Genomic DNA, 21684 nt, shown 5'->3' on the forward strand with positions numbered 1-21684 from the left:
CACGTCATGTACGAAGCCTATTTCGGTTTGCGGGGCAAGCCCTTCCAGCTTAATCCGGACCCTTCATTTTTCTACGGCAGCCGTGGCCACCGCCGCGCGATGGCCTACCTCGAGTACGGCCTGCACCAGAACGAAGGCTTCATCGTCATCACCGGTGAAGTCGGCGCGGGCAAGACGCTGCTGGTGCGCAGCCTGCTCGAAAAGCTCGACTCCAAGAAGATCGTTGCCGCCAATCTGGTGAGCACCCAGATCGACGCCGACGACATCCTGCGTCTCGTGGCCGCTTCGTTCGGCATCCCGAGCAAGCATCTGTCCAAGAGCGACCTGCTGCTGGCCATCGAGGCCTTCCTGGTCAGCACCACGGCCGCCGGCAAGCGCGCGCTGCTGATCGTCGACGAAGCCCAGAACCTCACGCCGAAGGCCGTCGAGGAGCTGCGGATGCTCTCCAATTTCCAGCTCGAAGATCACGCGCTGCTGCAGAGCTTCCTGGTCGGCCAGCCGGAATTCCGGGCCATCATGCAGAGCCCGGAGATGGTCCAGTTGCGCCAGCGGGTCATCGCCTCCTATCACCTCGGTCCGCTCGACCTGCAGGAAACCCATGCGTACGTCGAGCACCGCCTCGCCTGCGTCGGCTGGAAGGGCAATCCGACCTTCGACCAGGATGCGATGCGCGAGATCTACAACGTGAGCCAGGGGATTCCGCGCCGCATCAACGCCGTGTGCGATCGCATCATGCTGGCCGCGTTCCTCGGTGAGCAGCGTCGGGTCGGCGCCGAGCTGGTCAATCAGATCGTCTCTGAGATGCGTGAGGAGCAGGTGACACCCACCGGCACCGGCGATGTCGACGCGACGATTGGCGCCGCTCCCGCCGCCAGCCAGGCCGCGGAGAGTCTCGATCTGCAGCGCCTGCTGGCCAACCCCGAGGCCGCCAAGCTGCTGGCCAATGCCGGTCCGTCCTTCGACATGACCCGTTTCGACGAGCGCCTGGCGCTCCTCGAACGCACGCTGTCGACCACCCTGAATACCCTCGGCCAGCTGCTCAAGTCTGCCCAGGAGCAGGGCGGCGCTCAGGCCGAAGGCGGAGCCGCCGCAAAATGACTGCCCCCAAGAAGCGCGATGGCAAAGCCATCGTGAATGCGCTGACCATCGACGTCGAAGACTACTTCCAGGTCTCCGCGTTGGCTCCGCACTTCCCGAAGGAAAGCTGGAACGACACGCCGTGCCGCGTCGAGCGCAACGTTCATCGGATTCTCGAGCTGCTGCATCGCCACGAGGCCAAGGGGACGTTCTTCACCCTCGGCTGGGTGGCCGAGCGCTATCCCAAGCTGATCCGCCTGATCGCGATGGAAGGCCACGAGATCGCCAGCCATGGCTATGGCCACCAGCGCGCCAGCGAGCAGACGCCCGAAGCCTTCCTCGCCGACATCCAACTGGCGAAGGCGGTACTGGAGGACATCTCCGACTGCGAGGTGAAGGGCTACCGGGCGCCGAGCTTTTCGGTGGGCTTGTCCAATCCATGGGCCCACGGCTGCATCGAGTCGGCCGGCTACACGTACAGCTCCAGCGTCTATCCGGTCAAGCACGATCATTATGGGGTGCCGAACGCGCCGCGTTTTCCGTACGCGGTCGGCAAGGCCCTGGTTGAAATCCCGATCACCACGGTACGTCGCTTCGGCCGCAACTGGCCGGTGGGTGGGGGGGGCTATTTCCGTCTGCTGCCCTATCCGGTGTCGGCCTGGGGCATCCGCAAGGTCAACGAAGAAGACCGGCGTCCGGCGATCTTCTATTTTCACCCGTGGGAAATCGACCCCGAGCAGCCGGTCGTCAAGGAAGCGAGCGCCAAGACCCGTTTCCGGCATTACGTCAATCTGGCGCACACCGAGGCGCGTCTGGCCCGTCTTCTTCAGGATTTTTCCTGGGGGCGGATGGACGACGTGTTCCTCCCCGCGCTTCAAACCTCAGTCTAAGGTTCCGGGAATGGTTTCTGTAGTTAAAGTACGCCCGTTTGTGGCGGGGGATTCTGCGCGCTGGAATGAATTCGTTTTCGCCTGCCCGGATGCCACTTTCTTTCACCGTATCGAATGGCGCGGGATCATGGAAACGGTGTTCCGCCACCGCACCCATTACCTGCTGGCCGAGCGTGACGGGCAGATCGTCGCGGTGTTGCCGCTCGTGGAGGTCAAGAGCCGCCTTTTCGGTCATGCGATGACGTCGCTGCCGTTTGCCGTCTATGGCGGCGTGGCGGGCAGCGATGCCGACGCCGTGGCGGCCCTCGAAGCCGAGGCCGACGCCTTGTCGCGCAAGGCCGGCGTGCAGCACCTGGAATACCGCAATCTGCGCGCCCGCCATGCCGACTGGCCGCATCAGGACCTCTACGTCACCTTCCGCAAGGAGATCCTGGCGGACGAAGAGGCCAACATGGCGGCGATTCCCCGCAAGCAGCGGGCGATGGTGCGCAAGGGCATCAAGAACGGGCTGGTGAGCCAGATCGACGCCAATTGCGACCGTTTTTTCGCGCTGTATTCCGACAACGTGCTGCGGCACGGCACCCCGGCGCTGCCGAAACACTTCTTTGAAACGCTGATGAAGGTTTTCGGGCAGGATTGCGAGGTCATGACCGTCTCATCGCCCGAAGGCAAACCCCTCTCCACCGTTCTGACCTTCTACTTCCGCGACGAGGTGCTCCCGTACTATGCCGGCGACGATCTGGCCGCCCGCGAACTCGCCGCCAACGATTTCAAATACTGGGAGCTGATGCGCCGGGCGTGCGCCAAGGGCTACCGCATCTTCGACTACGGCCGCAGCAAGATCGGCACCGGCCCCTACAGCTTCAAGAAGAACTGGGGATTCGAGCCGATGCCCCTGTCGTACGAGTACCGGCTCTACAAGCGCGACGCCATTCCCCAGAACAACCCGATGAACCCCAAGTATCGCGCCTTCATCGCGATGTGGCGGCGTCTGCCCCTCGCTGTCGCCAACACCATCGGGCCGCACATCGTCCGCAACCTGGGGTGACCGGTGGCTGACGATCGCACTCCGCTTCTTTATCTGGTTCATCGCATTCCGTATCCGCCCAACAAGGGCGACAAGGTGCGATCGTTCAATATCCTGCGCCAGCTGGCCAAGCGGCATCGGATCTTTCTCGGCACCTTCGTCGATCACCCCGACGACGTCCAGTACATCGACAAGCTCGCCGAGTGGTGCGAAGAGCACCGTGTGATCCGTCTCGACCCGCGCAAGGCGAAGGTCGCCAGCCTGCGCGGCCTGCTCACCGGCGAAGCGCTGAGCGTGCCGTACTACCGCAGCGCCGAGCTCGCCGGTTGGGTGGCGGACGTGGTGGCGCGCGCGGGCATCCGCGAAGCGGTGGCGTTCTCGGGGCCGATGGCCCAATACCTCGACGTGCCGGGTTTGACGCGCCGGGTCATCGATTTCTGCGACCTCGACTCCGCCAAATGGACCCAGTACGCTGGTGATCACCGCTGGCCGATGTCCTGGCTGTATCGCCGCGAAGGCCGTGCGCTGCTCGCGTTCGAGCGCAAGGCCGCAGCCCGCAGCGACGCCAGCGTCTTCGTGACCGAGGCCGAGGCCGATCTGTTCCGTCACGCGGCACCGGAGCTGGCGCCCAAGGTCAGCGCGATGCAGAACGGCGTCGACGCCGATTTCTTCTCGCCCGACAACGGCGGCACCCGTCCCTATCCGCCCGGCGGGCCGGTGGTGGTCTTCACCGGCGCAATGGACTATTGGCCCAACATCGATGCGGTGGTGTGGTTTGCCGGCGAACTGCTGCCGAAGATCCGGGCCCAGGTGCCCGACGTGCGCTTCTGGATCGTCGGCATGAATCCGGCGCCCGCCGTCCAGGCGCTGGCGGGGGAGGGCGTGGTGGTAACCGGTACGGTGCCGGACGTGCGTCCTTACCTGGCCCACGCCGACGTGATCGTCGCGCCGCTGCGCATTGCCCGCGGCATCCAGAACAAGGTCCTCGAGGCGATGGCGATGGCGCAGCCGGTCGTGATTTCCTCGGCACCTGCCACGGGACTGGAGGCCCGCTCAGGCCATGACTGTGAGATTGCCCACAGTGGTGACGAATTCGTTTCGCGTACTGTCGCGCTGTTGGCTGATGTAACATTGCGCCGCACCATGGGACATGCCGCGCGGGAGACCGTGCTGCGCCGCTACAGCTGGTCGGCCCATCTGGCAGCCCTCGAAAATCTGCTCGGCGAGCCCGTCCGTTGAGCCGTTCGCACGACGCGTACCCGATACCCGAAAGCCCATGAACGATTCCCGCCCCCTGGTGATGCACGTTGTTTACAGCTTTGACGTCGGCGGGCTGGAAAACGGGATCGTGAACCTGGTCAACCGGATGCCGCCCGAGCGCTTCCGCCACATGATCGTGGCGCTGACCCGCTGCGTGCCCAGCTTCTGCGAGCGCATCACGCGCAGCGACGTGCAATTCCTGTCCCTCGAGAAAGGGGCGGGGCACGGCGCGCGGCTCTATCCGCGCCTTTATCGCCTGTTCCGCGAGCATCGCCCGGCCATCGTCCACACCCGCAACCTGGCGGCCCTTGAAATGGTGGTCCCGGCCTGGCTCGCCGGTGTGCCGGTGCGCGTGCACGGCGAGCACGGCTGGGACGCCTCCGACCTCGAGGGCACCAGCCGCAAGTTCCAGCTCGTCCGCAAGGTTTACTCGCCCTTCGTGTCGGCCTACGTGGCCTTGTCACGGCGGATCGAGCACTACCTCACCGGCAAAGTCGGTGTGCGCGCCAGCCGGGTCAAGCGAATCTGCAATGGCGTCGATACCGCCCGGTTCGCGCCGGTGGCGAAGCGTGCCGAGATTCCGGGGTCGCCCTTCAACGATCCGGGGCTCGTGGTCTTCGGCGCGGTCGGACGGCTGCAGGCGGTCAAGGACCACGCCAACCTGATTCGCGCCTTCGGCCAGCTGGTGCACGGCAGTCCCGACGCGGCGCGGCGCGCGCGGCTGATGATCGTCGGCGGCGGGCCGCTCCACGCGAGCCTGCAGGCGCTCGTCTCGGCCGAAGGGCTCGACGACTACGTCTGGCTTGCCGGCGAACAGGCCAACGTGCCGCTGATGAACAGCGGCATGAACGTCTTCGTGCTGCCGTCCCTCGCCGAGGGTATTTCCAATACCTTGCTCGAGGCGATGGCCTCGGGCCTGCCAGTCGTCGCGACCCACGTGGGTGGCAATGCCGAGCTGGTCGTCGAAGGTCAGACCGGCCTGCTCGTGCCCTCGGCCGATCCGGCTGCACTGGCCGGGGCCATGGCGGCGCTGCTGGCTCATCCCCAGCGCGCCGCAGCCTTCGGGCGGGCCGGTCGCGAGCGGGTCTGTGCCCAGTTCAGTCTCGATGCGATGGTTGCTGACTACCTGTCGCTTTACGAATCGCGCCTGCGGGCGTCCGCGCCCGGCACCGGGCCTGCCATCCAATCCAGAAACGCCCTTCGCTGAAAGTAGAGAAATTCCATGTGCGGCATTGCTGGCCTATTTGACACCCGCGGCAAGCGCGACTTCGATCGCGCCCTGATGAAGCGGATGAACGACATCCAGTTCCATCGGGGGCCGGATGAGGGCGATCTTCATTTCGAACCCGGGGTGGCGCTCGGCCATCGTCGCCTGTCCATCATCGACCTCTCGACCGGCCAGCAGCCGCTGTTCAACGAGGATGGCTCGGTGGCGGTGGTGTTCAACGGCGAAATCTACAATTTCCAGGAACTCGTGCCCGAACTCGAAGCCCTCGGCCACCGCTTCCACACGCGCAGCGACACCGAGGTCATCGTGCACGCCTGGGAATCCTGGGGCGAGGACTGCGTGCAGCGATTCCGGGGCATGTTCGCCTTTGCCCTGTGGGACCGCAACCGTCAGACCTTCTTCATGGCCCGTGACCGTCTGGGCGTGAAGCCGTTCTTCTACGCGATCCTTGACGACGGCACGCTGGTCTTCGGCTCGGAGCTCAAGGTGCTGATGCAGCATCCCGGACTCGACCGCCGCATCGACCCCCAGGCGGTCGAGGAATACTTTGCCTTCGGCTACGTGGCCGAACCGCGCACCATCTTCAAGGGCGCCCGCAAGCTGCAGCCAGGCGAGAGCCTGTGCATCCGCCGCGGTCAGCCGATCCCCGCGCCCAAGCGCTACTGGGACGTCCGTTTCACCCTCGACAACCCGCTTTCGCTGGCCGACGCGACCGCCGAGCTTACCGAGCGCCTGCGCGAATCGGTACGCCTGCGCATGATTTCCGACGTGCCGCTGGGCGCCTTCCTGTCAGGCGGCGTCGATTCCAGCGCCGTCGTGGCGACCATGGCGGGCTTGTCGGGCGAGCCGGTGAATACCTGTTCGATCGCCTTCGACGACCCGGCCTTCAACGAGTCCGAATTCGCCCAGATGGTGGCCGACCGCTACCAGACCCGGCACTTCGTCGAAACCGTCAAATCGGACGACTTCGATCTCATCGACACCCTGGCGGCGCTCTACGACGAACCCTACGCCGACAGCTCGGCGATTCCCACCTACCGCGTCTGCCAGCTCGCTCGCAAGCACGTCACCGTGGCCTTGTCCGGCGACGGCGGCGACGAGGCGATGGGCGGCTACCGCCGCTACCGCATGCATCTGATGGAAGAGAAGATGCGCGGCTCGATGCCCGCTGGCATCCGCCGTCCGGTCTTCGGGCTGCTCGGCCGGATGTACCCCAAGGCCGACTGGGCGCCGCGGATGTTCCGCGCCAAGACTACCTTCCAGGCGCTCGCGCGGGATTCGGTGCAGGCCTATTTCCATTCGGTGTCGATCCTGCGCGACGACATGCGGCGCAGCCTGTTCTCGAACACGTTCCGCGCCGAGCTGGCAGGCTACAACGCCATCGAGGTGTTCCGCCGCCACGCCGCTGCCGCCGACACCGACGATCCGCTGGCCCTCATCCAGTACCTCGACACCAAGACGTATCTGGTCGGCGACATCAACACCAAGGTCGACCGCGCCAGCATGGCCCATTCGCTGGAAGTGCGCGATCCGCTGATGGATCACAAGCTGGTCGAATGGCTGGCCACCTTGCCCTCGAGCCTCAAGATCAAGGGCCAGGAAGGCAAGTTCGTCTTCAAGAAGGCGATGGAGCCGCTGCTCCCCCGCGATGTGCTGTACCGCCCCAAGATGGGTTTCGCGGTGCCGCTGGCGCGCTGGTTCCGCGGTCCGCTCAAGGGCCGGGTGCGCGAGGCCATCCTGGGCTCGACGCTGGCCGAGACCGGCATCTTCAACCGCGCTTACCTCCAGCATCTGGTGGACGCCCACCAGTCCGGGGCCCGCGACTACAGCGCCTCGCTGTGGACGACGATGATGTTCGAAGCCTTCCTGCGTAACAGCAACGCCACGGCCGCGGTGCCCGCCGTGGCTGAAATGAGTCAGTAAATGCGCATTCTCCACGTCCTCGATCACTCGATCCCGCTGCACAGCGGTTACACCTTCCGCACTGCTGCGATCCTGCGCGAGCAGCGCGCCCTCGGCTGGGAAACCTTCCACCTCACCTCCCCGAAGCAGGGCCCCACCGCGGCGCCCGTCGAGGACGTGGACGGCCTGCGCTTCCACCGCTCCGAGGTGCCGCCGGCCGGCCCGGCGGGCATCAACGAATGGCGCCTGATCCGCGCTACCGAAACCCGTCTCGAACAGCTGGCCCGCGAACTGCGCCCGGACGTGATCCACGCCCATTCGCCGGTGCTCAATGCCATTCCGGCGATCCGCGTCGGGCGCAAGCTGGGTATCCCGGTCGTCTATGAAATCCGCGCCTTCTGGGAGGACGCCGCCGTCGACCACGGCACGACCGCCGAAGGCAGCCTGCGCTACCGCGCCACCCGCGGCCTCGAGAGCTGGGCGCTGAAGCGCGTCGATCACGCGTTCACCATCTGCGAAGGGCTGCGTCGCGACATCGTTGCCCGTGGCATTCCCGAGACCAAGGTCACGGTCATTCCCAACGCGGTGGATGTGGAAGGCTTCCAGCTCTCCGGCGCGCCGGACGAAGCCCTCAAGGCCAAGCTCGGTCTGCAGGGCAAGACGGTTTTGGGCTTCGTCGGCTCGTTCTATGCGTACGAAGGCCTCGACCTGCTCCTCGACGCCTTCGCCGCGATGCATGCCGGCCAGCCGGACCTGCGGGTGCTGCTGGTGGGCGGCGGGCCGCAGGACGCCAATCTCAAGGCCCAGGCCCAGCGCCTCGGCATCGCCGACAAGGTGGTGTTTACCGGTCGTGTGCCCCATTCCGAAGTCAGCCGCTACTACGATCTCATCGATCTGCTGGCCTATCCGCGCCACTCGATGCGACTGACCGAGCTGGTCACCCCGCTCAAGCCCCTCGAGGCGATGGCCCAGGGGCGAATCTTCGTCGCCTCCGACGTGGGGGGACACAAGGAGCTCATTCGCGACGGAGAAACCGGCCGCCTGTTTGCCGCCGGCCAGGTGCCCGCGCTGGTGGCGACGATCCAGGACATGCTCGCCCACCGCGAGCGTTGGCCCGCGATGCGGACCGCCGGGCGCCATTTCGTCGAAGACGTGCGCAACTGGAAGAACAGCGTCGCCAACTACAAGGCGGTGTACGGTCGGCTGGCGCCGAGATCGGCCGCATGAAATTCTCGGATTTATGTATCGCCCTGGTCGGCCCGCTGCCGCCGCCTGCCGGTGGCATGGCCAACCAGACCCGACAGCTCGGTGAGCTGCTGCGCCAGGAAGGCGCCCAGGTCGAGGTGGTGCAGGTCAACGCACCCTACCGGCCCGGCTGGGCCGAGAAGCTCAAGGGCCTGCGGGCGTTGTTCCGCCTGCTGCCCTACGCCTGTTGCCTGTGGCGCGCCGCCGGGAAGGCCGATCTGCTCCACGTGATGGCCAACTCGGGGTGGTCATGGCACCTTTTTGCGGCGCCGGCGATCTGGATCGGTCGCCTGCGCGGCAAGCCGGTGGTGGTCAATTACCGGGGCGGCGAGGCCGAAAGCTTCCTGCGCGGTGCGTCCGGAACGGTGCGTGCCAGCATGAACCGTGCCGCGATGCTGGTGCTCCCGTCGGGCTTTCTGAAGGACGTCTTCGGGCGCTTCGGAATGGAAGGGCGGATCGTCTCAAACATCATCGATCTGGCGCGCTTCCGTCCCGCCGACGCCAGCCGCAAGCCGGCGGCCCACGTGATGGTGGCGCGCAACCTCGAGCCGATCTACGGCATCGACACCGCGCTGCGGGCCTTTGCCCGTGTCGCCGCCGTGCGGCCGGATGCGCGTCTGTCGGTTGCCGGGACCGGGCCCCAGGCCGATGCGCTGAAGGCGCTCGCCGCGCAGCTGGGCATCGCCGATCGGGTCGTGTTCACCGGCCGCCTCGACCGTGACGAGATGGCCGCCCTGTACCGCGACGCCGATCTGGCGCTGAACCCGAGCCGGGTGGACAACATGCCCAATTCGGTGCTCGAAGCCCTCGCCAGCGGCGTGCCGGTGGTCACCACCAACGTCGGCGGCATTCCTTACATCGTCGAGCAGGAATGCACGGCGATGCTGGTGCCGCCCGACGACCCCGAAGCGATGGCCGATGCGATGCTGCGGGTGCTGGGCGACGACGTTTTCGCCGCCCGACTGCGCGCCGCCGGGATGGAGGACGTCCAGCGCTACAGCTGGTCGGCCGTCAAGAACGAATTGCTCGCTGCCTACACCGACGCTTGCCGTGCCCGGGGCGCTGGCGCGCGGCCATAGGAATCCACGAAAATGTCAGACTTGTACACCCGCTTCATCGCCAACGTCGTCTTTCCCCTCCAGGAGCGCGTCAAGCACCACGACACGGTGGCGGTGCGGCGCCAGATGGAGGAATCCCAGTGGTGGCCGCGGGATCGCATCGACGCGCTGCAGCGGACCCGCCTCAAGGCCTTTCTGACCGACATCGCCACCCACGTGCCGTATTACCGCGAGCTGTTCGCCCGCACCGGCTTCGATCCGGCCAAGGTCAATGGTCCGGCCGACCTGCAGGCGCTGCCGTATCTCACCAAGGCGGTCATCAAGCAGAACGGCGATGCGTTGCGCGCCGACGATGCCCGGGGGCTCGCGCGCTTCAATACGGGCGGCTCGAGCGGCGAGCCGCTGATCTTCTTCATCGGCACCGAGCGTGTCACCCACGACGTGGCCGCCAAGTGGCGTGCCACCCGCTGGTGGGACGTGGATATCGGCGATCCGGAGATCGTGATCTGGGGCTCGCCCATCGAGCTGGGCACCCAGGACCGCGTCCGACTGATCCGTGACAAGCTGATGCGCACCGAGCTGCTGCCGGCCTTCGAGATGTCCGACGCGAAGGTCGAAGGCTTCATTGCGCGCATCCGGGAGATGCGCCCTCGGATGCTGTTCGGCTACCCGTCGGCGATCAGCCATATCGCTGCGCACGCCGAGAAGAAGGGTATTCGCCTCGACGATCTGGGTATCAAGGTGGTGTTCGTCACCTCCGAGCGCCTCTACGACCATCAGCGGGACATCATCAGCCGGCTGTTCAAGGCGCCGGTGGCCAACGGCTACGGCGGTCGGGACGCGGGTTTCATCGCCCACGCCTGCCCATCCGGTTCGATGCACATCACCGCCGAGGACATCATCGTCGAGATCATCGACAGTGATGGCAACGTGCTGCCGCCGGGGCAGTCCGGCGAGATCGTCGTGACACACCTCGCAACAAGAGATTACCCATTCGTGCGCTACCGCACGGGCGATGTCGCTGTCCTGAGCGATCATGCGTGTCCGTGTGGTCGGGGCCTGCCCATCTTGAGCGAGATCCAGGGGAGAAGCACCGATTTCGTGATCGGCGCCGACGGAACGGTGATGCACGGCCTGTCCTTGATCTACGTGCTGCGAGACATTCCCGGCGTCGCGTCGTTCAAGATCGTGCAGGAGACAAAGGCCCTGACGACGGTGTTCGTCGTACGGGGGCCGGCTTTCGAGCCAGGCGATGTGGCGCGCATCGAGAGCGGCCTGAAGCGCCGTCTGGGCGAGTCGGTGACGATCGACGTGAAGCTGGTGGATGCGATTCCGGCCGAGGCTTCGGGCAAGTTCCGCTACGTGATCAGCCGGGTCGCGGCATGAGCTTACGCGGGTAGGTGACGATCCTTCCGGGCAATTGGGGCATAAGAAGTGCGTGACTTACTGGTTCTCTCCGTTTTCCTGTTCGGCGCCCTGAAGGCGCTGAAGTCGCCTTACAACGGCGCACTGCTGTGGGTCTGGATCGGCCTGATGAACCCTCACCGGCTGGGTTGGGGCTTTGCCTATACCATGCCGCTGGCGCTTACCGCGGCGCTGCTCACCGTGGTGGCGATGGCCACCCATCCGAAGCAGGTCCAGTCTCCGGCCAGCGGTCCGGTGACGGTGCTGACGATCTTCGTGATCTGGATGGCCGTCACCACCTACACTGCGATTCACTACGCCGACAGTCTGGTCGCCTACAACGAGGTGCTGAAGGTGCTGGTGATGGTTCTCGTCGTCGCCTCGGTGGTGCGCACCCGCGAGCAGATCCTGGGCCTGGTGGCTACCGCGTCCATGTCGATTGCTTACTTTGGCGCCAAGGGCGGCTTGTTCACCCTGATGACGGGGGGCTCGTTCCGCGTGTGGGGGCCGCCGGCGAGCGTCGTCGAAGGCAACAACGAACTCGCCGTGGCGCTGGTCATCACCATTCCGCTGCTCAATTTCATGGCCCTGCAGGTGGATAAGGTCATGGAGTTTCCGCTGCTGCGGCCGATCGGCAAGCGCTGGGTGACGCGCATTCTTTACCTGATCATGGCCCTGTGCGCGGTGGCAGCGATCGGCAGCCACTCGCGGGGCGCGCTGCTGGCGATCGGCGCGATGTTCGGGATGCTCTGGTGGCGCAGCAAGTCGAAGCTGACGATCGGTCTGCTGCTGCTGCTGCTGGCGCCGGCGATGCTGTTCTTCATGCCCGAAGAATGGACCTCGCGGATGGGTACCATCAAGACCTATGATCAGGACGAATCGGCCCTCGGGCGGATCAACGCCTGGATCATGGCGATCAACATCGCCAACAACCGGATCCTCGGCGCAGGTTTCCTGACCAACTCGCCGCTGGTCTATCAGATGTACGCGCCCAACTCGAACTTCATTCTGGTGGCCCACAGCATCTACTTTCAGGTGCTCGGTCAGCACGGCTACATCGGATTGTTCCTGTACCTGCTGTTCTGGGGGCTGACTTACCGCACCGCGGGCCGACTCGAGAAGGCTGGCAAGCTGGCACCCGATTTCGAGTGGGTCGGGCAACTGGGCTCGATGATCAAGGTAAGCCTGATCGGCTTCGCGGTCGGGGGCGCCTTCCTGAGTCTCGCCTACTGGGACATGCCGTATTACTTCATGGCGCTGGTGGTGGCCAGCGAAAAATGGGTCAAGCGAACCTTGGCCGAACGGGCCGCGAATCCGGCACTTCAGCCGGATGGCAACGCTGGCGCGCCGGGCGGGGTGCAGACCCTGCGTGCCTCCAGCTAACGAGACAGGGCAATGATATCTTTCGGTCGTAAATCGGATTCGATGGTGGGGCGTATGGCGGATGCTCAGGTGCTGTCCGGGCCGCGGCAGGGCGGTGGCCTGCTCGCGCTGGTGGTGGTCGTGGCGGTGTGGGCGGCGATCCTGTTCAGCTTCCGCCAGCAGGTGGCGATGGTGCTCGAGGCATGGGACACCCTGCCGAGCCATGAGCATGGCTACGTGGTGCTGGTGGTCGTAGCCTATCTGCTGTGGACCAAGTTGCCGCTGGTGCGGGGCGAGTCCTGCCAGCCCTCCTGGAAGGGTTTCGTTGCGCTGGCGGCGACCGGATTCCTGGCGATGCTCGGCGACATGGTGTCGGTGGCGGCGGTCGTGCAGTTCGCCATCGTGCTGATGATGATCAGTGCCGTCTGGGCCGTGACCGGCGACCGGATCTTCCGCCGGGTGGTCGGTCCGCTGTGCTTCCTGCTCTTCGCAGTGCCCTTCGGCCAGGAGATCGTCCCGATCCTGATGACCTGGACTGCCGATGCGACGGTGGTCGCGCTGCGCCACAGCGGCGTGCCGGTCTATCAGGAAGGGCGCAACTTCGTGATCCCGAGCGGACGCTGGTCCGTCGTCGAAGCCTGCGGCGGCATCCGCTACCTGCTGACCTCGGTGTTCATTGGCGCGGTCTTCGCCTATCTCACCTACACCCGTTTCTACAAGCGTGTGCTGTTCATGCTGTGGGCGACGGTGATGCCGCTCTTCGCCAACTGGGTGCGCGCCTACGTCATCGTGATGGTCGCCCATTTCACCGCCAACGAGTGGGGCCTTGGCCTGAGCCACATTGCGCTGGGCTGGGTCATCTTCGGCGTGGCGATCTTCGTGAGTTTCGCAGTGGGCACACGCTGGCGCGACCCGGTGCCCGAGGTGCCCGCGCCGGCCTATCACAAGGCCTCGCCGGTTGGCGTGGTACTGGCCGCCACGGTCGCCGCCGCGGCGATCCCGTTTGGCTGGCACGCTTTTGCCCAGTCGATGGAGGCCCGCATCTCCGACCAGAACCCGGTGCTGGAACTCAACTCGCTGGCCGGACTGACCCAGGACCCCGCCGCCACCGCCGACGGCATCCGCCCGAACTTCCCGGGCGCCCGGGTGGTGCATCAGGCCACCTATCTGGTCAACGGCGAGCCGGTGGACGTTTTCGTGGCCTATTATCGCAACCAGACGCAGGGGGCCGAACTGGTCAACGTGCTGAACCAGCTCGAGCCCACCAAGAAGTGGGGCTGGGCGATCTCGACCCTGCCGAGCAAGCCGGCCCAAGGCGTGCCCGACGTGCGTCTCGACGGTTTCGCCAATAACGGCCGCCACGCCGCCGTCTATCACTTCTACTGGGTGAATGGCATGACGACCACCAGCGACTTCACCAGCAAGCTGCTCGAAGCGTTGTCGCGCCTGCGCGGCCGGGGCGACGATGCGGCGGCGATCGCGATGACCGCCTACAGCGCCGACAGCGTCGAGGCGGCGCGGGTCAAGACCGAAGCGTTCGCGGCGCAGCACCTGCCCGGCATCCTGGCCGATCTCGAACGCACCGCAACCGCCGACAGGAAATAATCGCGCATGACTCGCGGGGCGTCGGGAGCCGGCGCATGCCTCATGGTGGCCAGCATCTTCACCCCCATCCAGGGTGGGTCGGCGACCGTTTATGCGAACCTCTGCCGGTACGCGCCTGAGGGCCGGATGATCGCCCTGGCGGCGCGGCGCAACTGCTACGACGGCGCCGAGATCGCCGGCTGGCGGAGGCATGATGCACATTGCGGTTTTCCGGTCCATCGCCTCGACCTGCTGCGCCCGCAGATCGCGCCGCCGGCTCACAAGCTGGTGTCGGCGTGGCGCTTCCTGACCATCGACATCCCGCTGCGGATCAGCATGGTCTGGAAGGTCTGGCGGCTGATCCGGAGATACCGCATCGAGGTCATCTGCATCGGCGAGCTTGCGTCCACGGCCTGGCTCGGCGAGTTCTTCCAGCGCGTCCTGGGCAAACGGATGGTCATCTACGTCCATGGCGAGGAGATCACCACCCGTTTCAACGCCGGCTCTTTCGGCCGCAGCCGCAGCGCCCACCTGCGTGCGGCGGACGCCGTGGTGGCGGTCAGCCGATTCACCCAACGGGTACTGATCGACGAAATGGGGCTGCCGCCCGAAAAGGTGGTGCTGATCGAAAACGGCGTCGACACCCGCCGCTTCACCCCCGGGCCCGACGACCCGGCATTCCGATCCCGTTTCGGGCTCGAAGGCAAGCGTATCGTGGTGGCCGTCGGCCGGCTGGTGGCGCGCAAGGGTTTCGACCAGATGATCCGGGCGTGGTCGCGGATCGTTGCCGCCCATCCCGACAGCCATCTCCTCATCATCGGCAGCGGCCCCGAGCGGGAGACCTTCGAGGCCCTCATCGCGGCGTCGGGCGTCGCCCACAGCATTACCCTGGCCGGTGCCCTCGACGACGCCGACCTCCTCGCCGCCTACCGCAGCGCCACGCTGTTCACGATGCCCAACCGCACCATGCCCGACGGCGACACCGAGGGCTTCGGCCTCACCTTCCTCGAAGCCAATGCCTGCGGCCGCGCGGTGATCGGCGGACGGGCAGGGGGGGCGGTCGAGGCCGTCCGGGACGGCGTCAGTGGCCTGCTGGTCAACGGCGAGGACGTGGACGAGATCGCCGCCGCCGTCGGGCGCATCCTCGGTGACGACGCCCTGCGCCAGCGGCTCGAGGCCGGCGGCCTGGCCCACGCCCGCGCCCACAGCTGGGAGAACGGCTCGAAGCTGTTCCAGGATCTGTGCACCCGCCTACAACTGAAGGGAAACACGCATGGCTGAGCCGCGCACCCTGCTGGTCATCGCGGGGGAGTTTCCGCCGCTCAAGACGATCGGTCGCATCCGCACCGTCAAGTTCGTCGAGCATCTTCGCCAGCACGGCTGGCGCGCCATCGTGCTCACCCTCGCGCCCTCCGGGCGCGAGGGCAATTACGACCCGTCGCTGATGGCGGAGATCGCCGATGGCGTCGAAGTCATCCGCCTTCCGCTGCGCAATCGGGAGGTCGAGATCGCCGATGCCGTGAAGCGCCTGCTCGGCCGTCAGCCGGCACCCGCGCCGGCTGCGGCAACGGCCACGACCCGCGATGCCGCGCCGGTAGCCGCGCCGATCGCCACCGCCCCGTCCGGCGGCGGCCTGCTGGACCGGGCTCACGACGTCCTGCGCTGGGTGCTGCGCACCTTCGTCAATGTGCCGGACGATTTTCGGCCATGGGCGATGGATGCGCTCGAGCGGGCCCGTCAGATCTGCGCGGCGGGGCGCGTCGATGCCATCTACACCACCTTGCCGCCGTTTTCGAGCATGTTCGTCGGCCACGCGCTGCGCTCGGAGACAGGCTTGCCGTGGATCGCCGATTACCGCGATCTCTGGTACGGCGACGTGCTGCGGGAATGGATGCCCACCTGGCGTAAGAACATGGAACTGCGCATGGAGCGCCGCCTGCTCCAGCGGGCCGACGTGGTGATCACGGTGTCGGAGCCGAAGACGGCCTACATGCAGCGCCTGCATCCCCGGCTCAAGGCGCGTTGGGAAACCCTCACCAACGGCTACGACACCGAGCTTTACGGTGAGCGCCGGCGCACCCGGCCGTTCGCCGGCGACACGCTCGAGTTCGTCTACACCGGCCGTCTGTTCAAGAACCGCCGCGGCTACGCCTTCGCCGAGGCGCTGGGGCGAATCCACCGCGCTGATCCGGCGGCGGTGCGTCATGTGCGCGTACGCATCATCGGCGGCGTCGAGCCGGAGATCCGGCGCCGCTACGACCGCATCCTCGCCGACTACGGCATCGCCCACCTGTACGATTTCGCCGGCGACGTGAGCTACGCCGAGGCGATGGACGCTCAGGTCAATTGCGACTACCTGCTGCTCATCGTCGATACCGGCGAGACCTCCGACGGCGTGATCCCCGGCAAGCTGTTCGAATACGTCTCGGTGCGCCGGCCGATCTTCGCCCTCTGCGATCCCGGCTCAACCCAGCAGATCATCGAACGGGCGCGCCTGGGCAAGGCCGTGCCCGCCGAGTCGGTGGATGCCTGCGAGGCGATGCTGCGCGAATGGCTGACCCGGCCGGTGCCCGAAACCGTCGATGCCGACGACGCCTATCTCGCCCAGTTCGACCGCCGCGCCATCACGGCGCGCTTCGCGCGCCTGCTCGATGAAGTGGTCGATGCCCGCCAGGGAGCGCGCGCGTCATGAATCTCGGTGCGCTCAAGCAGCGGATCAAGCAGACCGCCGCCCGAACGGTGTGGGCCTACGGCCGCGAGCAGCTCGTCAAACGCCTGCGCGGCTGCGGAGTCGCCCCGGGTTCGACGCTGATCGTGCACTCGTCCTGGCTGCCGTTCAGCGGCTTCCAGGGCAAGCCCGCCGACGCGGTACGGGCGTTCAAGGAAGCCGTGGGGCCGGAGGGGTTGCTGGTGATGACCTCGATGCCCTATCACAACATGAGCTCCGCCCAGTGGCTGGCCACCGGCAAGCCGATGAACGTGGCGCGCAGCCCGTCGATGATGGGGATCATCTCCGAAGTCTTCCGGCGCAGCGAAAACGTTCGCCGCAGCCTCAGCCTCACCCATCCGCTGCTCGCCTGGGGGCGTGACGCCGAGGCGTTCATCGCCGACCACGAAAAGGCCGAGCGGCCGTTCGGCGCCGGGTCGCCCTTCGAGCGTCTGCTTGCCCGCGATGCGCTGATCCTCGGTTTCGACGCTCCGTTCTCGACCTTCACCTACACCCATTTCGTCGAGGACCAGCTGGCCGCCACGCTGCCCTTCGACCTCTACGAGCCGGCGCTCAAGGCCGGTGTGGTGATCGATCGCACCGGGCAGTCGATTACGTGCGCGGTGAAGGTTCTTTCCGCCCAGGCCAATCGTCTGCGCCGCGAGCCGAGGCTCGTCGCCCATCTGGAGCAATCCGGCGTCCTGCACCGGGGCAAGGTGGGCAACACCCGGCTCACCTGGATCCGCGCCGCCGATCTCAGCCGTGAGGCCGCGCGCTTCGTGGCCGGCGGACGACATTTCTTCGATAGTCCGGCGGACGCGCCGCGGCAGCCCTGAACCCGACCTGGAACGCCCATGAGCATCCGCGAAACCCTCCGTCAGAAAAGCCTCGTCCTGAAAGACACGCTCGGCATTGGCCTCACCACGCCGGCCGACAATCGGCTGCACCTGGACGCCGCCATCGCCTGGCTGAAGCACGCCCAGGACGTCACCGGCAACGGCGGCGTGGCGCAGACCTTCCTCGTCCGCTCACGCCGCTGGGCGCCGTCCTACCCCGAGACCACCGGCTACATCATCCCCACCCTGTACCGCTACGCCACGCTGGCCGGCGACCAGGATGCCCGTGCCCGCGCGCGGCGCATGGCCAACTGGGAAATCGACATCCAGCTCCCCGGCGGCGGCGTGCTCGCCGGCGCCCTCGGCGATTCCGACCAGCCGACGGTGTTCAACACCGGGCAGGTGATCTTCGGCTGGGTGCGCGCCTTCGAGGAAGAACGCGACGACGCCTACCGCGATGCAGCCGTGCGTGCCTCCACCTGGCTCTGCGACATCATGGACGACGACGGTTGCTGGCGGCAGTTCGGTTCGCCGATGACCGGCAAGGCGATCAACACCTACAACACCCGCACGGCGTGGAGCCTCGCCCGGACTCACGAGATCACCGGCGAGCGCCGCTTCCTCGACGCCGCTGTACGGAACGGCGAGTGGGCGCTGACCCAGGCACGGGCCAACGGCTGGCTGGAAACCAACTGCCTGCAGGACAACGCCCAGCCCTTCACCCACACCATTGCCTACGCGATGCGCGGCCTGCTCGAGATCGGTGACTACGCCGGGCGCGAGGACTTCATCGCCGCGGCGCGTCAGATCGGCGACGCGATGGTTGCCGCGCTGCCCGCAGACGGCTTCCTGCCCGGCCGGTTCGATGCGTCCTGGCGCCCGACCGTGAAGTGGTCGTGCCTCACCGGCGACTGCCAGCTCGGCATCAACTGGGGGCGGCTGTTCCAGATCACCGGCGACACCGGTTACCGGGACGCCACCTCCCGCATCCTGGGCTTCGTCAAACGCACCCAGCGACTCGCGGGGGGCGAGCGCGACACCCTCGGCGGCATCAAGGGCGCCCATCCGATCAATGGCAGCTATCACCCCTGGCAATACCCGAACTGGGCGACCAAGTTCTATGCCGACGCGTTGATGATGGATATCGCCAATCGCCAGGGCGGCCACTACGGCCTGAAGGGCCCGGCCGTCAAGGGCTAGTCCTGTCCGCGAGCACTGCGACACCGAGGCGGCGCGCGCGGAAGGCGGCTGGATCAAGACAAGATTTTGCAGTTTGCAACGGGCTTTCGGACGTGTGGCGTTACCGATTTGTGCAATGCTCAATTGTCCGGAGGTTAAAATTGCATCAACCCACCTTTAAACAGCATGAAGAAGGGCCGTGTGCGCGGTCGTCGGCTTCATGCGCTGCGTTCTTTCGGCGTGGCCGCCCGGCCGCTCGGGGGGCATGACCGTCATTCATGGCTAATGTAAAGAAGGCTGTCTTTCTCTCGGTTGGAGAGAAAGTCATCGTGTTCGTCATCCAGTTTGTCTCGTCGGTCGTTCTGGCGCGGCTGCTTTCTCCCCACGAAATCGGCATCTTTTCCATCGGTAGCCTGATCCTGGCGCTGTCCCATGCGCTGCGCGACCTGGGCATCACGAGCTATCTGATCCAGGAGCGGGATCTCTCGCCTGCTCGTCTTCAGACGGCGGCGACCATCGCGGTCATCATGAGCTGGACGCTGGCGCTGGTCGTCCTCGCCCTGAGCGGCCCGGTGTCGAGCTTCTACCGCGAGGAAGGGGTCGGCGAAGTGCTGCGGGTGCTGGCGATCAACTTCTTCTTCCTGCCCTTCGGCTCCGTCTCCATGGCGATCCTGAAGCGCAACATGAACTTCGACAAGGTCGTCCGCATCAATCTCGCCTCCGGCACCCTCCAGTCGGTGGTGTCGATCGCGCTGTGCTCGATGGGCGTGGGCTTCATCGGGCTGGCCTGGGGGGCGGTGGCCGGCACGCTGCTCACGGTGCTGATGACGGTGCTGATGACCAAGCGCGAAGTACCGATGCGCATCGAATTCGGCGAGTGGCGCCACATCCTGCGCACCGGCGGGCGCTTCTGCGGGTCGTCCTTGCTTTGGGAGTTCGGTCTTGCCGCTCCGGAGATGATCGTCGGCAAGGCGATGAGCATCGAGACTGCGGGCTATCTGGCGCGTTCGCTGGGCGTCGTCGGGCTGGCTTTCCGGTCGATCATGGAAGGCCTCACGCCGGTCCTGATGCCGTTTTTTGCCCGCAGCCATCGGGATGGCGAGAGCGTCGGCGACCAGTTCCTGAAGAGCATCTGTTACCTCAGCGCACTGTCCTTTCCGCTGTTCGCGTGCATGGCGCTGGCGATGGATTCCATCGTCCTCCTGCTGTACGGCGAGAAGTGGGCCCGCATCATCGAGCCCGCGCGCATCCTGTGCGTCGGCTCCGCAGCCCTGACCATCGCGGTTACCGGCGCAGCGGTGGTCAGCGGCACCGGCAAATCGAAATACACGCTGCGTTTCCAGCTCGTTGGCCAGCCGGTGAAGATCGTGCTGCTGCTGATCGGCAGCCAGTACACGCTCGATCATGTGGCTGGCGGCATCGCGATCGGCGATCTCATCATCACGACCTACACCCTCCTGGTGCTCCGGCGCCTGCTGGGCTTCGATCTGGCGCGAGTGGGCGCCGCCCTCGGGCCATCGGTGCTGGTCGCCTTGTGTGCCGCGATGTCCTGCCTCGCCTTCCGGCTGGCCACGCCGAACGCCTTGCCGTTCTTCTCTGTGATCGGCTGCATGGCCTCGTCCTTCGTCGGCTGGGTCGTGGGGCTCATGCTGACGCGGCATCCTGCCGGGATCGAGGTCGGGGCGGTGGTCCGCCGCCTCGTGAAGCGCTAAGCTTGTCGGCGCAGAAATAAAAAACCCCCGGCGAGGGGAAGCCGGGGGCCAAAATGCCTTGCTTGCTCAAGGCACCCGCTCAGGGAGGTATAGCGGGAGACGGTTCAGCACCATCTGCGTGTTAGTCTAAGGGGCTACAAATTAAGTTCCCCCGGCAATTCGTTTCCAGATGTAAGCATCCCGAGAACCTCATGAAACCCGTTCATTCTGCATTTCCGGCAACCCGCATGCGCCGCATGCGCCGCGACGATTTTTCTCGCCGCCTGATGCGCGAGCATCGCCTGTCGGCCGACGATCTGATCTACCCGGTGTTCGTGCTCGAGGGCGAGCAGATCGTCCAGCCGGTGGCGTCGATGCCCGGCGTCAGCCGTGTTTCCCTCGACAATCTGCTGCGCGTCGCCGAAGAGGCGGTCTCGCTGGGCGTGCCGGCCCTGGCGTTGTTCCCGGTCGTCGAGGACGCCAAGAAATCCCTCGCCGCCGAGGAAGCCTTCAACCCCGACGGTCTTGTGCCGCGCGTGGTTCGCGCGCTCAAGGCGCGCTTCCCCGATCTGGGTGTGATCACCGACGTCGCCCTCGACCCCTACACCAGCCACGGCCAGGATGGCCTGATCGACGAGAGCGGCTACGTGCTCAACGACGAAACCCTCGAAGTGCTCGCAAAGCAGGCCCTGTGCCATGCCCAGGCCGGCGCCGACATCGTGGCCCCGTCGGACATGATGGACGGCCGTGTGGCGCGCATCCGCGCCGAACTCGATGGTGCGCGCCAGATCTACACGCGCATCCTGGCGTACTCGGCCAAGTACGCGTCGAGCTTCTACGGTCCGTTCCGCGATGCGGTCGGATCGGCGGCGAATCTCGGCAAGAGCAACAAATACACCTACCAGATGGACCCGGCCAATTCGGACGAGGCGCTGCGTGAAGTGGCGCTCGACATCTCGGAAGGTGCCGACATGTTCATGGTGAAGCCCGGCATGCCTTACCTGGACATCGTGCGCCGGGTGAAATCCGAGCTGCAGGTGCCCACCTACGTGTACCAAGTGAGCGGCGAGTACGCGATGCTGAAGGCGGCGTCGGCCAACGGCTGGCTCAACGACAAGGCCTGCGCGATGGAAGCCTTGTTGGCCTTCAAGCGCGCGGGTGCCGACGGCATCCTGACTTACTACGCGCTCGAAGCCGCCCGTTGGCTTAAAGAAGAGGCCTGATCCGCGCCGTG

Annotated in this window: 17 protein-coding genes; all 17 read left to right on the forward strand. The window is 66.0% G+C overall.

The genetic code is table 11. The features are described 5' to 3' along the window. The first annotated feature begins 6 nt into the window (after nt 1-6). The 17 genes from ACE3P2_RS07480 (at nt 7) to hemB (ending at nt 21673) form a co-directional block, all read left to right on the forward strand. Nucleotides 7-1098: an XrtA/PEP-CTERM system-associated ATPase gene (locus ACE3P2_RS07480; protein ID WP_374262866.1), complete on the forward strand. Its 1092-nt coding sequence runs from the start codon at nt 7-9 to the stop codon at nt 1096-1098. Continuing rightward, nucleotides 1095-1967: an XrtA system polysaccharide deacetylase gene (locus ACE3P2_RS07485; RefSeq protein ID WP_374262869.1), complete on the forward strand. Its 873-nt coding sequence runs from the start codon at nt 1095-1097 to the stop codon at nt 1965-1967. Before ACE3P2_RS07480 ends, ACE3P2_RS07485 begins: the two co-directional genes overlap by 4 nt. Before the next feature lie 10 nt (nt 1968-1977). Next, entirely contained in the window at nt 1978-3015 is a 1038-nt protein-coding gene (locus ACE3P2_RS07490) for a FemAB family XrtA/PEP-CTERM system-associated protein (RefSeq protein ID WP_374262872.1), read from the forward strand. 3 nt (nt 3016-3018) lie between these two features. Then, nucleotides 3019-4233 (forward strand): TIGR03087 family PEP-CTERM/XrtA system glycosyltransferase, encoded by a 1215-nt coding sequence (locus tag ACE3P2_RS07495; RefSeq protein ID WP_374262875.1) that lies wholly within the window; start codon nt 3019-3021, stop codon nt 4231-4233. A 37-nt stretch (nt 4234-4270) separates the two neighbouring features. Beyond that, nucleotides 4271-5461, forward strand: coding sequence for a TIGR03088 family PEP-CTERM/XrtA system glycosyltransferase (locus ACE3P2_RS07500; protein ID WP_374262878.1), 1191 nt, complete (start codon nt 4271-4273; stop codon nt 5459-5461). A 15-nt stretch (nt 5462-5476) separates the two neighbouring features. Next, complete coding sequence (locus ACE3P2_RS07505) at nt 5477-7405, forward strand: XrtA/PEP-CTERM system amidotransferase (RefSeq protein ID WP_374262880.1); 1929 nt, start codon at nt 5477-5479, stop codon at nt 7403-7405. Then, a complete protein-coding gene (locus tag ACE3P2_RS07510; RefSeq protein WP_374262883.1) occupies nt 7406-8611 on the forward strand; it encodes a TIGR04063 family PEP-CTERM/XrtA system glycosyltransferase in 1206 nt (401 codons plus the stop codon). Next, entirely contained in the window at nt 8608-9708 is a 1101-nt protein-coding gene (locus ACE3P2_RS07515) for a glycosyltransferase family 4 protein (protein ID WP_374262885.1), read from the forward strand. The genes ACE3P2_RS07510 and ACE3P2_RS07515 overlap by 4 nt, the downstream gene beginning before the upstream one ends. Nucleotides 9709-9720: 12 nt before the next feature. Further along, entirely contained in the window at nt 9721-11073 is a 1353-nt protein-coding gene (locus ACE3P2_RS07520) for a phenylacetate--CoA ligase family protein (RefSeq protein WP_374262887.1), read from the forward strand. Nucleotides 11074-11121: 48 nt separating this feature from the next. After that, the gene (locus tag ACE3P2_RS07525; protein ID WP_374262890.1) at nt 11122-12474 is read left to right on the forward strand and encodes a putative O-glycosylation ligase, exosortase A system-associated; all 1353 of its coding nucleotides are present in this window, start codon (nt 11122-11124) and stop codon (nt 12472-12474) included. Between the two features lie 54 nt (nt 12475-12528). After that, on the forward strand, nt 12529-14058 hold the full coding sequence (gene xrtA, locus ACE3P2_RS07530; RefSeq protein WP_374262892.1) for an exosortase A: 1530 nt from the start codon (nt 12529-12531) through the stop codon (nt 14056-14058). 42 nt (nt 14059-14100) lie between these two features. Next, entirely contained in the window at nt 14101-15318 is a 1218-nt protein-coding gene (locus ACE3P2_RS07535) for a glycosyltransferase family 4 protein (RefSeq protein ID WP_374262895.1), read from the forward strand. Beyond that, nucleotides 15311-16729, forward strand: a complete 1419-nt coding sequence (locus ACE3P2_RS07540) for a glycosyltransferase (RefSeq protein ID WP_374262897.1) — start codon at nt 15311-15313, stop codon at nt 16727-16729. Before ACE3P2_RS07535 ends, ACE3P2_RS07540 begins: the two co-directional genes overlap by 8 nt. Beyond that, the gene (locus tag ACE3P2_RS07545; RefSeq protein ID WP_374262899.1) at nt 16726-17580 is read left to right on the forward strand and encodes an AAC(3) family N-acetyltransferase; all 855 of its coding nucleotides are present in this window, start codon (nt 16726-16728) and stop codon (nt 17578-17580) included. Before ACE3P2_RS07540 ends, ACE3P2_RS07545 begins: the two co-directional genes overlap by 4 nt. An 18-nt stretch (nt 17581-17598) precedes the next feature. Continuing rightward, entirely contained in the window at nt 17599-18780 is a 1182-nt protein-coding gene (locus tag ACE3P2_RS07550; RefSeq protein ID WP_374262902.1) for a hypothetical protein, read from the forward strand. A 257-nt stretch (nt 18781-19037) separates the two neighbouring features. After that, the gene (locus ACE3P2_RS07555; RefSeq protein ID WP_374262904.1) at nt 19038-20471 is read left to right on the forward strand and encodes a lipopolysaccharide biosynthesis protein; all 1434 of its coding nucleotides are present in this window, start codon (nt 19038-19040) and stop codon (nt 20469-20471) included. 191 nt (nt 20472-20662) lie between these two features. Then, on the forward strand, nt 20663-21673 hold the full coding sequence (hemB, locus tag ACE3P2_RS07560; protein ID WP_374262907.1) for a porphobilinogen synthase: 1011 nt from the start codon (nt 20663-20665) through the stop codon (nt 21671-21673). Nucleotides 21674-21684: the final 11 nt, after the last annotated feature.

This window comes from Zoogloea sp., assembly GCF_041911615.1.
GTDB lineage: Bacteria > Pseudomonadota > Gammaproteobacteria > Burkholderiales > Rhodocyclaceae > Zoogloea.